The following is a 14878-nucleotide window of genomic DNA, read 5'->3' as shown; positions in this document are numbered from 1 at the left end:
ATCCTAGGGGCTCGGAACTCCAAATTAGGAACGAACTCCAAACTAGGAACCTTTTTCATGGCCCTACTTGAATACCTTCCCCCCACCGATCCTTGGACGGATATCGTCTATCAAGATGAGCATATTCTGGTAGCCAATAAGCCTGCGGGTTTGTTATCGGTACCGGGGCGCTTGGCGGAGCATTACGACAGTATTTGGAGCCGTTTACGTGAGATCTACCCAAATATTGAAGTGGTGCATCGTTTGGATATGGCGACCTCTGGTTTGATGCTATTTGCTTTAACTAAAGAAGCAGAACGTCACATTAAGAAGCAATTCCAATATCGCCTTACCCATAAGATTTATTATGCGCGAGTATGGGGAAGTGTTGAGCACGACCAAGGTGAAATCGATTTACCGCTGATTTGTGATTGGCCGAATCGTCCTCGGCAGAAAGTGTGTCATCAAGATGGCAAGCCTTCTTTAACACGTTACCAAGTGGTAGCACGGGAAGAGCAAACTACCGTCGTTCGCTTACTACCAATTACAGGGCGATCACATCAACTTCGGGTACATATGATGGCGCTTGGTCATCCGATTGTCGGTGATGAATTCTATGCAACTCCAGAGGCATTAGAGTATTCTGAACGGTTGCAATTGCATTCTGCTGAGCTGAGTTTTTATCATCCGAAAGATAACCAATTAGCAACTGCATTTGTCGAATGTGATTTTTATCCCAATGTAAAAGCGCAAATTTTGCAACACTTTAACGCTGAACCTGAGTTGCCAGATTATAAAACTTTGGTATCGTCGTAGGGTTATGCCCAAATCACGGGGTATATTTTACTTTCAGGCCGAAAAGGATTTTACATGCCGATCCCTCCCACTCATTTATCGAGTAAACCAACGGTGGTTTTTTTAGATCACGCGACGATTCCTGAACATATTACTGTGCCAAACTTAACCTTTGAGCATCAATGGCAACAGTTTGATTTAACGCCAGTGGAGAAGGTGGTTGAGCGTATTGCATCGGCCGATATTGTGATCACCAATAAAGTGCAATTAACTGCGGACATTTTGGATCAAGCCCCGAAACTTAAGTTAATTGCGGTCGCGGCGACAGGAACCAATAACGTTGATTTAGACTACTGTCGAGAGCATGGAATAGTGGTAACCAATGTTCAGGGATATGGAACCCGCTCCGTGCCAGAACATGTAGTGGCGATGATGTTTGCACTTAAACGCAACCTAGTCGGTTATCACCAAGATATCGCCGATGGTGAGTGGCAAAAACAAAAGCAATTCTGTTTCTTTACTCATCCTATTACCGATGTGGCCGATTCAACCATAGGGATCATTGGCAGTGGTAGTCTAGGACAGGCGGTAGGGGTACTGGCTAAAGCAATTGGCATGAAGGTAGTGTTTGCGGAACGTAAAGGGGTAAAACCTGCACGCCCTGGTTATATGGCGTTTGATAAGGTGATTGAAACCGCTGATGTGTTGACTTTACATTGCCCACTTACTGATGACACGCAAGATTTAATTGCTATGCCAGAACTAGCAGCGATGAAACCGAGCGCAATTTTAATTAACGCCGGCCGCGGTGGGCTAGTTAATGAGTCGGATTTGGTGGAAGCATTAAAAACAAAACAAATTGCAGGTGCAGGGTGTGATGTGTTCAGCAAAGAGCCTGCTGATGAATCGAACCCGCTTATCGCTAATATGGACTTGCCAAATCTACTTCTTACTCCACATGTCGCATGGGGGAGTCATTCATCTATTCAAGCTTTGTGTAATATCTTGATGGATAATATTGAAAAATACCAACAAGGTGTTGAGCAAAACCGAGTCTGCTAGTTAGTTGGGTATATTCAGTTAAGGTAGCAAGCCAACTTCTTTATAATAACGAATCGCGCCCGGATGCAGTGGCGCGGAAATGCCATCTTTAATCATATTTTCTTTCTTTAACATTGCGAAAGCAGGGTGCAGGCGCTTAAAGGTATCAAGGTTCTCAAATACCGATTTGGTGATGTTATAAGCAAGTTCATCGGACATGCGCTTATCGGTAAACACAACCGATAAGGTGCCGAAAGTTTTGATGTCTTTTTCATTGTTTGGGTAGAGATTTGCCGGGATGCTAGTCGTGGCATAATAAGGCGTGTTATCAACTAATTTATCGATTTTAGGGCCAGTTACTGGAATTAATTTGGCCTGACAAGAAGTCGTTGCTTCTTTTATCGAAGCATTAGGATTACCTAGAATGGAAACAAACGCATCAATCTGATTATCGCATAACGCTTGAGCTCGGCTTGCTCCTGTCAATTCAGTTGCTCGTGAGAAGCTTTTTGGTGACCAGCCAAATTGCTGCATGATTCTATCCATTGTCGCTCGATCACCTGAGCCTTTATTACCAATATTGACTCTTTTTCTTGCTAAATCTGCGACACTTTTGATATTTGAATCTTTGCGCACGATTAGGTTAAAAGGTTCATTGTGCAAAGAGAAGAGGGCACGCATGTTGGAGTAAGGTGCTTTAGGTGTAAACTCTTTACTCCCTTGAAAAGCAAAATACTGCCAATCTGATTGAGTGATCCCTAAATCATTTTTAGCTAATCGCACTTGATCAATATTATCAACAGAACCAGCAGAAGGCTCGACTGAGCAACGAATATGATGCTGTAAACGTCCTTTATTGATTAACTTACATATAGAACTGCCGGCAGGGTAATAAACTCCTGTTACTGCACCGGTGGCAATTGTGATATAGCTTTTATTATCTTCTGCTTTGACCGTTGTGCTTGAAACGACTAAAAGGCAAGTCAACAAAGTTCTATAGACGTACAGAAAACAAAAGCGCTGAAAAAATGATACAGGGTTAATCATGGCGTACTCCTTATGCCAATAAAACGAGAAATGGCGATCCTTGCCATTGTATATCAACAGTAGGTGGTAGGTTGATCAGTTGTTAATAAACATACTAACAATAAGGATTATAAAGATAGATAATTATTAAAGGTTATTTAAAAAGTGAGAAGGCGTTCACGACAAGGGGGAAAAATAGTCAAAGAACGCCAAAGGAAAAGATAGAGGGAATTTAACCTGCGAATTCAAATAACTCGCATACAGAGTCAAATAATTGTTTGGTACTAATATTTAAGGTCGGTGTAATAAAAATGGTGTCATCACCCGCAACCACTCCAAGAATGCCTTCCGATTTGCCAAGAGAATCAAGCAAGCGAGCTATAAGCTGAGCAGCTCCCGGGCCAGTATGAATCACAACCAAAGCATCGTTATGACCAACATCGAGTACTAATTCACGTAAAGAGCTTGAAGCCGTAGGGACACCTAGTTCAGCTGGTAAACAATACACCATTTCCATTTTCGCATTACGCGTTCTTACGGCACCAAACTTAGTCAGCATTCGAGAAACTTTTGACTGATTGATATTGACAAAGCCTTCTTCTCGCAGTGCATCAACAATTTCGCCTTGAGAGCCAAAACATTCTTCTTTTAGTAGGGCTTTAAAAGAGCGGACTAAGTTATCTTGTTTGTCACTATTTCGCATAATGGATTCTTTTAGTGGTACATATAATTTCAATATTTTCGCATAGATGCTCAGTGATCACCAAACGATTAAGTCAAATTTTCAGCAAAAAAAGATTGTGATTATTATGTTAATTTTTTTGCCAAAATGTCTGGTTGAACTAGGTGTGTTGCATGCTAGGTATTAATTTTAGTTATTGAATTTATATATGATTTTATTAGGGATGAGTTCAATATCTCAAAGCTGATGTTGAATAATTGTAATTATAATCGAGTTATTGTACTTTCGAAGGAATTAAGATTAGGCCCTATAAATTTCTTAGGGAGTGTCGTTCCAACTCCTTAAATTCAGACCTAAATAATGTAAAAAAATAATCAAATTTTTTCGAAGGAGAAAGGCTCATGAAAGTAGCTGTAATTGGTGCTGCTGGTGGTATTGGTCAAGCACTTGCTTTATTGCTGAAAAACGGACTTCCTGCAGGATCAGATCTTGCTTTATACGATATTGCTCCAGTTACACCAGGAGTTGCTGCTGATTTAAGCCATATTCCTACTCCGGTTTCAATTAAAGGTTATGCCGGTGAAGATCCAACTCCAGCCTTAGAAGGTGCTGATGTAGTGCTTATTTCTGCTGGTGTTGCACGTAAACCTGGTATGGATCGTTCAGATCTTTTCAATGTAAATGCTGGGATCATCAAATCTTTAGCTGAAAAAATTGCTAATACTTGTCCAACTGCGTGTGTTGGTATTATTACTAACCCAGTAAACACAACAGTGCCAATTGCCGCTGAAGTATTGAAAAAAGCAGGTGTTTACAATAAGAAACGCCTATTTGGTATTACCACGCTAGATGTGATTCGTTCTGAGACTTTTGTTTCTGAACTGAAAGGTGTTTCACTTGACGGTTTAGAAGTACCCGTTATTGGTGGTCACTCTGGTGTGACGATCCTACCTCTACTTTCTCAAGTAAAAGGCGTGGAATTCTCTGATGATGAGTTAGCTTCTCTGACTAAGCGTATTCAAAATGCAGGTACAGAAGTAGTAGAAGCAAAAGCTGGCGGCGGTTCAGCAACGCTTTCTATGGGCCAAGCAGCATACCGTTTTGGTTTATCTTTAGTGAAAGCACTAAACGGCGAACAAGGTATTGTTGAATGTGCTTACGTTGAAGGTGATGGCGAGCACGCACGCTTCTTCGCTCAACCTATTCGTTTAGGTAAAGAGGGTGTAGAGGAAATTTTAAGCTTTGGTGAGCTAAGTGCATTCGAACAACAAGCGTTTGATAGCATGCTAGATACACTAAAAGGCGATATCGCACTTGGTGAAGAGTTCGCGAAGTAAAGTAAGCGAATCTTGTTTCTCGAAAGCTCGTTTCTTGGAAAAGAGACGAGCTTTTTTATTCGATAAACGAGTAGCGAAGCGAACGAGAAGTTTTGCGTTCGAGCTTCGGAAATCTATTTCGTTCTTCTAACCGCCATATGCGCAAGAGCAATTAGAGCTTGTTTATAGTCTGACTCTGGAATAATCGCGAGTTCGGAAATTGCTTTATCCGCTTCTTCTTCAGCTCGTTGTGTCGTATATTCAAGTGAGCCTGTTTCATGCATTGCCGCCATAATCGCATCCAGTTTTTCCATACCATTCGAGTGTTCAATGGCATCACGAATCATAGCTGCTTGTTCTGGTGTACCATTTTGCATGGCATAAAGTAAAGGTAGGGTCGGTTTGCCTTCCGCAAGATCATCGCCTACATTTTTGCCCATTTCTTTACCATCGGATGTGTAATCCATTACATCATCAATTAACTGGAAAGCGGTACCTAAGTACTTACCATAATTTTGCAAGGCGACTTCGGTTTCTTTTGGCGCATCAACCAACAAAGCACCGATTTGAGTTGCCGCTTCAAATAAACGAGCCGTTTTAGAGTAGATCACTTGCATGTAGCTTTCTTCGGTGGTGTTTGGATCATTGCAATTCATTAGTTGCTGAACTTCACCCTCGGCAATCACGTTAACCGCATCACTCATTAACTTGAGGATCTTCAAAGATCCTAAGCTGGTCATCATTTGGAAAGAGCGAGTATAAATGTAGTCGCCAACAAGAACGCTAGCAGCATTACCAAACGCAGCATTAGCTGTTTCTTTACCACGACGCATATCAGATTCATCAACCACGTCATCATGTAGTAATGTAGCCGTATGAATAAACTCTACAAATGCAGCGGCAGTGATGTGATCTTGACCTTGGTAGCCTAAAGCTTTTGCTGATAGCAATGCTAAAAGAGGGCGTAGGCGCTTACCTCCACCACTAACAATGTAGAAACCGAGTTGATTAATAAGGCTAACTTCTGAATTCAATTGTGCATGAATGGTTTCATTCACTTTTACCATGTCGTCGGCAGTGAGTGCCTGGATAGCTTTAAAATCCATTGTTCTTCCAGCTGAGAATAGGGCGTGCTAGGCCTAAATTTAAAAAATAATCATGGATTCTACACTAAAAAACATTGATAAACACGAGTGTAAACGGCATCATTAGCGCACTTTAATCAGGCGATGATCTTTTCGCCATTTTTTTTAATATTTATCTTGTCAAAGGCCAAGCTCTCAAGTAGAATCTGCGCCCTATTGATGACAAGTTTAAGCGCACACCTGATATGTTTAAAATAACTAACATGATGCTGTGCGGAAAAAGCGGAGTAAAATATGTACGCTGTTTTCCAATCTGGTGGTAAACAACACCGTGTAAGCGAAGGTCAAACTCTTCGTTTAGAAAAATTGGACGTAGAAACTGGCGCAAACGTTGAGTTTGATTCAGTTCTTATGGTTGCTAATGGTGAAGAAATCACTATTGGTGCACCTCTGGTTGCTGGCGGTAAAGTAACTGCGGAAGTAGTTAAGCACGGTCGTGGCGATAAAGTAAAAATCGTTAAGTTCCGTCGTCGTAAGCATTCTCGTAAGCAAATGGGCCACCGTCAGTGGTTCACTGAAGTCAAAATTACTGGCATCAGCGCTTAATTTAACTAAGGAGAAGCTAACATGGCACATAAAAAAGCTGGTGGTTCTACTAATAACGGTCGCGATTCAGAAAGCAAACGCCTAGGTGTTAAGCGTTTTGGTGGCGAATCTGTTCTAGCTGGTAACATCATTGTTCGTCAACGTGGTACTAAATTCCACGCTGGAACAAATGTTGGTATCGGTAAAGACCATACTCTATTTGCTTTATCTGAAGGTAAAGTTAAATTTGAAGTTAAAGGTCCTAAGAACCGTAAGTTCGTAAGCATCGAAACTGCATAAGTTTCTGTTTACAATTGAATTCAAAGCCCTGCCTTTATGGCGGGGTTTTTTATTTATAACAAAGTTATATAATAGACCCTAGACCCTAGACCCTAGACCCTAGACCCTAGACCCTAGACCCTAGACCCTAGACCCTAGACCCTATCATCGAAAGCCGATAGTTGGGATTTACAGTCTGTGGTCTACACTCATAATAACTTGCCAATAATGCAGGTGGAGTAGCAAATGAAGTTCGTTGATGAATCAACCATAAAAGTGGAAGCTGGCGATGGCGGTAATGGCGTTGTTAGTTTCTGGCGTGAAAAATTTGTTGAAAAAGGTGGCCCTGACGGTGGTGATGGTGGTGATGGCGGTGATGTTTACATGCAAGCCGACGAAAACCTTAACACGTTAGTTGATTACCGTTTTGAACGTTTCCATAAAGCGGAACGTGGTAAAAATGGTAGTGGTGGTAACTGTACAGGTAAACGCGGTGCTGATAAAACGATCAAAGTACCGGTTGGAACCCGCGCTATTGATATCCATACTAATGAAGTCGTTGCTGAAGTAACGGAACATGGCCAGAAAATCATGATCGCGAAAGGCGGTTGGCATGGTTTAGGTAACCAACGCTTTAAATCTTCGGTTAACCGTGCGCCACGTCAAAAGACTATGGGTACCAAAGGTGAAGTACGTGAGTTACGTCTAGAGCTATTGTTGCTTGCCGATGTTGGTATGCTTGGGCTACCAAATGCGGGTAAATCAACCTTTATTCGAGCTGTGTCTGCGGCTAAACCTAAAGTGGCAGATTATCCATTTACTACTTTGATTCCTAGCTTAGGTGTTGTGAGAGCTGGCTCTGAACGTAGTTTTGTGATTGCCGATATTCCCGGTCTAATTGAAGGTGCTGCTGATGGGGCCGGTCTTGGTGTTCGCTTCCTAAAACACTTAGAGCGTTGTCGTGTGCTATTGCATATGATCGATTTATTACCGATTGACGGCTCAGATCCAATCGAAAATGCACTGACGATCATTGATGAACTTGAACAATATAGTGAAAAAGTCGCCGCTAAACCTCGCTGGTTGATCTTTAATAAAGTCGATCTTCTTTCAGAAGAAGAAGTGGATGAAAAGATCCAACAGATCATTGATGCATTAGGTTGGGATGGTCATTACGCTAAGATTTCTGCATCGAATAAATTAGGTACTAAAGAACTGGCTTTCCAATTAGCTGAGTTTATGGAAACTTTACCGAAAGAAGAGCAGGTGATTGAAGAAGAAGAGAAAGTCGACTTCAAGTGGGATGACTACCATAAAGATGCCATGAGCGGTAAAGATGTGATTACCGAAGAGTGGGATGACGATGACTGGGATGATGACGAAGATGACGGTCATGTTATCTATGTTCGTGACTAGTCTTTAAAATTTAGATTCATATAAGCTGTGATTTTTTTAAGATCACAGCTTTTTTTTATCCTAAATCATGCTATCAGAGGGTATTTTAGTGCACACTTTAAGCGCTAACCTTAATTGTCGATAATGTGATAACTCTTATCTGCAATAAAGGTTAATTAATTATCAATGGATTGATGAGAATATAATTATGGATGAAAAACAACGAATAATTACTCGGATGATTATTCAAGCAGGTCAAATGCTTCTAGCACACGGGGCTGAAAGTACTTTAGTCGGAGATTTAACCCGAAGATTAGGGCTCGCAAGTGGAATGACGGATGTTGAGGTGTCAATGTCAGCCAGCTCATTAGTGGTAACCACTGTTATGAATGAACATTGTATTACTACCGCCCGCCGTTGTCCTGATCGTGGCATCAATATGAGGGTTGTTACGGAAGTTCAGCAAATCTGTATTATGCTGGAGCGAAAAATTATTGATTATCGGTTAGCTCTCCAGAAACTCGAACAAATTAAGCCCGTTAGATATAACCGTTGGTTGGTTTTATTCATGATTGGCTTATCTTGTGCTGCGTTTGCTCGTTTAGCTGGCGGGGATGTCATGATATGTGCGATTACCTTTATTGCATCCTGTTGTGGCATGTTTGTTCGGCAAGAAGTAGGTCATCGTAACTTTAACCCATTAGTCAATTTTGCAGTGACAGCATTTGTGACCACAGTAATTTCCTCTCAAGCGGTTATTCACCAATTAGGTAATGCTCCATTTACCGCCATGGCATCTTCAGTGCTGATGCTAGTTCCTGGTTTTCCTTTGATTAATTCTGTTGCAGATATGTTGAAAGGTTATATAAATATGGGAATAGCTCGATTTTTCATGGCAAGTTTATTGACCTTTGCCACTTGCTTAGGAATCGTGGCAGCAATGACAGTAACGGGGACATGGGTGTGGGTGAGATAATGGATTTTTTGATAGCTTTGCTTACTGATATGTCCCTTGCTGCTATTCCCGCCGTTGGCTTTGCTTTGGTATTTAATGTTCCGGTTAAAGCTCTAAAATATTGCGCACTAGGAGGAGCGATAGGGCATGGAATTCGATTTGCATTAATGACTTATAATATTCCTATTGAATGGGCAACATTTTTTGCCGCAACTATAGTGAGTATGGTTGGGGTTCATTGGTCACATCGTTTTTTAGCGCACCCAAAGGTCTTTACCGTGGCTGCCATGATTCCTATGGTACCGGGAGTTTATGCATTTAAAGCGATGATCGCTCTAGTTGAAATAAACCAAAATGGCTATGATGCACAATTATTTAGTATTTTGATCGATAACTTCTTACAAGCCATGTTTATTATTGCAGGATTAGCAATAGGTCTAGCAATGCCAGGATTGTTATTTTATAGAAGAAAATCAATTATTTAAAAGGATTGAGTGTGAAGGTTAGCATGATTGCCGCAATGGCAAATAATCGTATTATCGGTAAAGATAATCAAATGCCATGGCACCTACCTGCCGATTTTGCTTGGTTTAAGCGCTGCACAATGGGAAAGCCGATAGTAATGGGCCGCAAGACCTATGAATCGATTGGGCGACCATTACCGGGACGTTTAAATATTGTGATTTCAAGAGATGCTTCACTCTTTATTGAAGGTGTCACTACTGTAACCAGTATAGAACAAGCCAAGCAAGTGGCTGGTGATTTTGATGAATTGATGATTATCGGAGGTGGCACAATCTACGAGTTCTGCCTACCTCAAGCCGATAGTCTTTATTTAACTTTTATTGATGCGGATATTGAAGGTGATACTCAATTTCCAGACTGGGGAGATCATTGGCAAATCGTTGAGCAGGAAGAATATCTCAAAGATGATAAAAACGCCTACAACATGCGCTTTGTTTGTTTAGAAAAGGTTTAATGGTCTATACCCAAGTGACTTCAAGATGAAGAATTCAGAGCTATCATCCACCCTTTAGGGCAAGGAAGATTGGCGAAGGAATGTAAGCACCTTTCAACTCAATCTGACGGAACATAAAGGTTTTAATCTTGCTGAAACTCGCACCTTGAAGTTACTTGGATATAAAGGGATTATTGTAGACTTACTTGAGTGAACATTTGCTTATCTTCCCAGCGTAACATAGACAAATGTTCTCCCCACACACAACCAGTATCCAGCCCTATCACATTTGCTTTTTGATCATGACATCCCATTAAGGCGGCCCAATGGCCAAAAATGACTGTTTTATTCAATGAGATACGTTTGCTTACTTTAAACCAAGGCACTAGGCTACTATTGTCGACTTTAGTGGGAGGAAGTTTGCACTCCATCTCTAGTTGCCCCTGTTGATCGCAAAATCGCATTCGAGTGAAAGCATTGATAATAAAACGGTATCGCTCAATGCCTTGTAAATTAGCATCCCATTGAACGGGTTGGTTAGCGTACATATTTTTGATTAACCAACTCCAATCATCACTTTGCAAAATAGTAGTGATTTCTAAGCTCGATTGTCTAGCTGTTGCGAGATCCCAACTAGGTGCAATTCCTGCATGACACATAACAAACTCTTCATGCTCTGCCATCAATGGTTGTTGACGTAGCCAATCGATTAATTCTTGGCGATCGGTTGCTTGTAGTATAGGGAGTGTTTGGTCTTTAGGTTTGGCATTGAAGTAACCTAAATGTACCGCCAGTAGGTGTAAGTCATGATTGCCGAGGATGCATTTTGCTGAGTTGCCTAAACTTTTGACAAAGCGTAATGTTTCTAATGACTTGGGACCGCGAGCAACTAAATCTCCAGCCAACCATAATTGATCAACTTGCGAGTTGAAATTGACTTGTTTTAGTAGAGCTTGTAATTCATCAAAACAGCCTTGGATATCACCAACTATGTAGGTCGCCACAAAACCTCGCTTAATTTAAAATATTTGGAATAGCCATGCGAAATGGCGCGACTTCAGCAAGAAATTGCTCACTTTGTTCATCCAGCATCACATAGTGACCTTGCATAACGCCTAGTGGAGTTTCTAAAGCGGTACCACTGGTATAAGTATATTCTTGCATCGGCTCTATTACTGGTTGCTCACCGACTACGCCATCGCCTTCAATGGTTAATTGTTTACCGTTAGCATCGGTAATTAACCAACGACGACTGATCAGTTGAACAGACTGTTGGCTGAGATTACGAATGGTGATGGTGTAGGCAAAGATATAGCGACTTTTTTCTGGTTGAGATTGCTCTTCTATATAACGTGTATGGATCTGACAAGTAATACTTGGTGGTTGTTGTGGAATCACAAATTTCTCCTATCCTTAGAGAATTGATGTTGAATAGTATAGGTAAAATAAGAGCACGTTATCGTGCTCTTATTTTTATTATTTAGTGATAATTGAAGCTTATACCTAAGTAACTTCAAGATGAAAGTTTCGGCTTTGAATTCTGCATCTTGAAGTCATTTGGGTATAGTGAATTACTTATCTTTGGCATCAAGGTAATTTGCCAAGTCAACAAACTGCACTAAAGTTAAGTTCTCAGGGCGCACACTTGGGCTTATATTCAATTGCTCTAACTCTTCTGATGACACTAAGCTCTTGAAGCAGTTCCTAACCGTTTTACGACGTTGATTAAAACCTTCACGGCACACACGATCTAACCATTTCAAGCTAGTGGCAGGATGAGGTAATACTTCATAAGGCATCAAACGTACGACCGCTGAATCAACTTTCGGTGGTGGTATAAATGCAGTTGGTGGTACTTCAAGTACTGGCATTACTTTACAGAAGTACTGAGCCATAACCGTTAAACGACCGTAAGCTTTTGAGCCTGGACCTGCCGCTAGACGATTAACCACTTCTTTTTGCAGCATAAAGTGCATGTCTTGAATATCTTTATGAAATTCAAATAAGTGGAACATCAATGGTGTCGAGATGTTGTAAGGTAAGTTACCGAAAATACGTAGCTTATTATTTGGCTTCACTAATTCATTGAAGTCAAAGCGCATTGCATCGCCTTCATGAATGGTTAGCTTACTGGATAACTCTGGGTGATTTCTTAGGCGTTCAGCTAGATCGCGGTCAAGTTCGATAACGGTTAATTTATCAACTTCACGGCCAACAGGCTCAGTGATGGCACCTAAGCCTGGGCCAATTTCAACCAGGTTTTGTCCAGGAAGTGGGTTTATTGCAGAAACAATACCATCAATAATATAGGGATCATTTAAAAAGTTTTGGCCAAAGCGTTTACGGGCTTTATGACCTAGATGGACATCATTACTCATTGATTACTCTCTTGTTGCTTTGATTCTGGTAGCTTTGAGCTTTCCACCAGTTCTAAAGCATGGGTGATTGCAGTTAAAAAACTGCCTATATCGGCATTCCCTGTGCCAGCTAGATCCAGTGCAGTACCATGATCGACTGAGGTACGGATAAACGGTAGCCCCAGGGTAATATTGACTGAATTACCGAAGCCTTTGTATTTTAGCACGGGTAACCCTTGATCATGATACATCGCCAATACGGTATCGGCTTTTTCTAAATATTTTTGATTGAAAATGGTATCAGCCGGTAGTGGACCAACTAAATTCATGCCATCTTGTTGACGCATTTTTTCTAATGTAGGCGTAATGGTTTCAATCTCTTCACGCCCTAAACAACCATCTTCGCCCGCATGAGGGTTAAGACCACACACGTAGATATTAGGTTTATCAATACCAAATTTATTGACTAAATCTGCATGCAAAATTCGAATGATACTTTCAAGGCGTTCAGCGGTCACTGCTTGGCTGACATAGGCCAAAGGAATATGGGTGGTCACAAGCGCTACCCGTAATCCCTCTGTCGCTAACATCATCACTACTAATGGAGTATTTGAACGTTCCGCAAAGAACTCTGTATGGCCGCTAAAAGCAACACCAGCGCGATTAATCACTCCTTTATGAACAGGGCCTGTGACAATGGCATCAAATTCCCCCGTCATACTACCTTGGCAAGCTCGCTCTAAGGTCTGTAACACATAGTGGCCATTGGCTTCATTAAGTTGACCAGGCACAACCGGTTGAGAAACTGCAATATTTTCAACGTATAATTGGCCTTTTTGCTGCACTTGAGCGGGAAGTGCTGCGTCATAGTCTAGAAGTTGTACGTTAATCCCAAGTTGCTCAGCACGTTCAGTTAGTAACTGTTTATCTGCGCACACTACCAATTGATGTGGCCAATCATATTGAGATAGTGCTAATACGAGATCAGGGCCAATGCCTGCAGGCTCACCCGCAGTGATTGCAAGACGACGAATGTTTATCATTTTTTCAATACTCATTGGTCATCTTGCTCGTCTTGTTGATCTAACATTTCAACATAGGCACTGGCACGAATTTCTTGTAACCATGCACCGGCTTCTTCGTTGAATTTACGTTTGAATAATATTTGATAAGCGCGGTTTTTCATCGCTGATTCTGTGCGGTCAACCGTACGGCGATCTAGTACTTTAACGATATGCCAACCATGAACCGTTTTAAAGGGTTCGCTGATTTGATTGACTGGTAAGGTTTCAACTTGATGTTTAAACTCAGGTACGTAAGTATCTGGTGTTTGATAACCTAAAATGCCATCAGCTACCGCTGAGCCTGTATCTTGACTGTATTGTTGAGCTAGCTCACCAAAAGTACGCTTGCCCGACTGGACTTCATCAATCAAGCGATTGAGCTCTTCTTTCGCGCCTTCATCACTTAAAATGATCGATGGTTTAATCAATATGTGTTGTGCATTGACTTCGGTAACGGCAACGGTTTGTAAACCTTTAACATCATCAATTTTCATAATATGAAAGCCAACACCACTGCGGAATGGGCCAATGATTGCGCCTTTGCCTTGAGTGCTAATTTCATCGGCAAAGATGGTTGGCATTTCTTCTTTACGCATCCAGCCCCAGTCACCACCTTGTAGAGCTTTTGGGCCTTTCGAGTAGGTATAAGCAAGAGTAGAAAAGTCTTCACCTTGGTTTAATCGTTCAATTAACTCACGAGCTTGTTGTTCGGTTGCTTCTTTATCATCACCAAAGCGTAGTTGAATTTGAGACACTTTATATTCAACATTTTGTGTGGTTTGTTCAGCCAACATAGATGCCAGAGTATCGACTTCGGATGGTGAAATATTCACTCTACGGCGAACTTGAGCATTTCGGGCTTCACTTATTGCCATTTCTTTACGAATTTGTTCACGAAATACTGGGTAAGTGATGCCTTGTTGCTGTAGAGAGGCCCTTAATTGTTCCAAACTCTGATTATTATCTTGGGCGATGCCTTCAATCGCTTGATCTAAACGTTGGTCATCAATTTGAATGCCCATTCGTTTGGCTTCTTGTAATTGAATTTCATCTAATACCAACTTTTCAAGGACTTGTTCTTGTAGGGTATCGCTATCAGGAAGCGATTGGCTTTTGTCTTGTGCATTAGCTCGTACTGTTTTTATCGCGGTATCTACATCTGTTTGTAAAATAACGCCATCATTCACTATTGCTACCACATGGTTGAGAGGTTGGGGTGCAGACAGTGTTGCTGAGGCCGTAAACAGACTCATTATTCCAAGTAATGCGGGAATCCATGTCTTCATTATTTTTGATATCCAATAAGTACAATAAATTAAGTACAGTAAACGAGTAAGCCTGTAATGTTAGCATGACAGGCT

Annotated in this window: 17 protein-coding genes; 9 read left to right on the top strand and 8 right to left on the bottom strand. The window is 41.3% G+C overall.

Annotation, left to right across the window (positions count from 1 at the left end; all coding sequences use genetic code 11):
• Positions 1-57 precede the first annotated feature (57 nt).
• Entirely contained in the window at positions 58-795 is a 738-nt protein-coding gene (rluA, locus tag QQJ93_RS11080; RefSeq protein WP_089122166.1) for a bifunctional tRNA pseudouridine(32) synthase/23S rRNA pseudouridine(746) synthase RluA, read from the top strand.
• Positions 796-849: 54 nt separating this feature from the next.
• Positions 850-1836 (top strand): D-2-hydroxyacid dehydrogenase, encoded by a 987-nt coding sequence (locus QQJ93_RS11075; protein WP_089122167.1) that lies wholly within the window; start codon positions 850-852, stop codon positions 1834-1836.
• 18 nt (positions 1837-1854) lie between these two features.
• Here the strand turns inward: QQJ93_RS11075 and QQJ93_RS11070 are convergent, their stop codons facing one another.
• Both QQJ93_RS11070 and argR read right to left on the bottom strand, forming a co-directional pair.
• Positions 1855-2862, bottom strand: a complete 1008-nt coding sequence (locus QQJ93_RS11070) for a TAXI family TRAP transporter solute-binding subunit (RefSeq protein WP_089122168.1) — start codon at positions 2860-2862, stop codon at positions 1855-1857.
• A gap of 211 nt (positions 2863-3073) precedes the next feature.
• Positions 3074-3544: a transcriptional regulator ArgR gene (gene argR, locus QQJ93_RS11065; RefSeq protein ID WP_089122169.1), complete on the bottom strand. Its 471-nt coding sequence runs from the start codon at positions 3542-3544 to the stop codon at positions 3074-3076.
• Positions 3545-3924: 380 nt separating this feature from the next.
• Here argR and mdh point away from each other — a divergent pair, with 380 nt between their 5' ends.
• Complete coding sequence (mdh, locus tag QQJ93_RS11060; protein WP_089122170.1) at positions 3925-4860, top strand: malate dehydrogenase; 936 nt, start codon at positions 3925-3927, stop codon at positions 4858-4860.
• A 113-nt stretch (positions 4861-4973) separates the two neighbouring features.
• Here the strand turns inward: mdh and ispB are convergent, their stop codons facing one another.
• Positions 4974-5945, bottom strand: coding sequence for an octaprenyl diphosphate synthase (gene ispB, locus QQJ93_RS11055; protein WP_089122171.1), 972 nt, complete (start codon positions 5943-5945; stop codon positions 4974-4976).
• 273 nt (positions 5946-6218) lie between these two features.
• Here ispB and rplU point away from each other — a divergent pair, with 273 nt between their 5' ends.
• The 6 genes from rplU (at position 6219) to folA (ending at position 10117) form a co-directional block, all read left to right on the top strand.
• Positions 6219-6530 carry a 50S ribosomal protein L21 gene (gene rplU, locus QQJ93_RS11050; RefSeq protein ID WP_089122172.1) on the top strand — a complete coding sequence of 104 codons (312 nt, stop codon included), beginning with the start codon at positions 6219-6221 and terminating at the stop codon, positions 6528-6530.
• Between the two features lie 21 nt (positions 6531-6551).
• Positions 6552-6809: a 50S ribosomal protein L27 gene (gene rpmA / locus QQJ93_RS11045; RefSeq protein ID WP_017026335.1), complete on the top strand. Its 258-nt coding sequence runs from the start codon at positions 6552-6554 to the stop codon at positions 6807-6809.
• 225 nt (positions 6810-7034) lie between these two features.
• Entirely contained in the window at positions 7035-8204 is a 1170-nt protein-coding gene (cgtA, locus tag QQJ93_RS11040; protein ID WP_089122173.1) for an Obg family GTPase CgtA, read from the top strand.
• A 187-nt stretch (positions 8205-8391) separates the two neighbouring features.
• Positions 8392-9159, top strand: coding sequence for a threonine/serine exporter family protein (locus tag QQJ93_RS11035; protein ID WP_089122174.1), 768 nt, complete (start codon positions 8392-8394; stop codon positions 9157-9159).
• Positions 9141-9623, top strand: a complete 483-nt coding sequence (locus tag QQJ93_RS11030) for a threonine/serine exporter family protein (RefSeq protein WP_089122175.1) — start codon at positions 9141-9143, stop codon at positions 9621-9623. The genes QQJ93_RS11035 and QQJ93_RS11030 overlap by 19 nt, the downstream gene beginning before the upstream one ends.
• A gap of 11 nt (positions 9624-9634) precedes the next feature.
• Positions 9635-10117 carry a type 3 dihydrofolate reductase gene (folA, locus tag QQJ93_RS11025; RefSeq protein ID WP_160117463.1) on the top strand — a complete coding sequence of 161 codons (483 nt, stop codon included), beginning with the start codon at positions 9635-9637 and terminating at the stop codon, positions 10115-10117.
• Between the two features lie 170 nt (positions 10118-10287).
• On the opposite strand, the gene QQJ93_RS11020 is transcribed toward folA, so the two are convergent.
• The 5 genes from QQJ93_RS11020 to surA form a co-directional block, all read right to left on the bottom strand.
• Positions 10288-11100 carry a symmetrical bis(5'-nucleosyl)-tetraphosphatase gene (locus tag QQJ93_RS11020; protein ID WP_089122176.1) on the bottom strand — a complete coding sequence of 271 codons (813 nt, stop codon included), beginning with the start codon at positions 11098-11100 and terminating at the stop codon, positions 10288-10290.
• A 10-nt stretch (positions 11101-11110) separates the two neighbouring features.
• Positions 11111-11491, bottom strand: coding sequence for a Co2+/Mg2+ efflux protein ApaG (gene apaG, locus QQJ93_RS11015; RefSeq protein WP_089123526.1), 381 nt, complete (start codon positions 11489-11491; stop codon positions 11111-11113).
• A gap of 176 nt (positions 11492-11667) precedes the next feature.
• A complete protein-coding gene (gene rsmA / locus QQJ93_RS11010; protein ID WP_089122177.1) occupies positions 11668-12474 on the bottom strand; it encodes a 16S rRNA (adenine(1518)-N(6)/adenine(1519)-N(6))-dimethyltransferase RsmA in 807 nt (268 codons plus the stop codon).
• The gene (gene pdxA / locus QQJ93_RS11005; RefSeq protein WP_431313593.1) at positions 12471-13511 is read right to left on the bottom strand and encodes a 4-hydroxythreonine-4-phosphate dehydrogenase PdxA; all 1041 of its coding nucleotides are present in this window, start codon (positions 13509-13511) and stop codon (positions 12471-12473) included. Before pdxA ends, rsmA begins: the two co-directional genes overlap by 4 nt.
• Entirely contained in the window at positions 13508-14803 is a 1296-nt protein-coding gene (gene surA / locus QQJ93_RS11000) for a peptidylprolyl isomerase SurA (RefSeq protein WP_089122178.1), read from the bottom strand. Before surA ends, pdxA begins: the two co-directional genes overlap by 4 nt.
• Positions 14804-14878 lie beyond the last annotated feature (75 nt).

The organism is Vibrio algivorus (assembly GCF_030161215.1).
Classification (GTDB): Bacteria; Pseudomonadota; Gammaproteobacteria; order Enterobacterales; family Vibrionaceae; genus Vibrio; species Vibrio algivorus.
The sequence above is the reverse complement of the archived record's forward strand: the minus strand, read 5'-3'. Positions and strand labels throughout refer to the sequence as shown.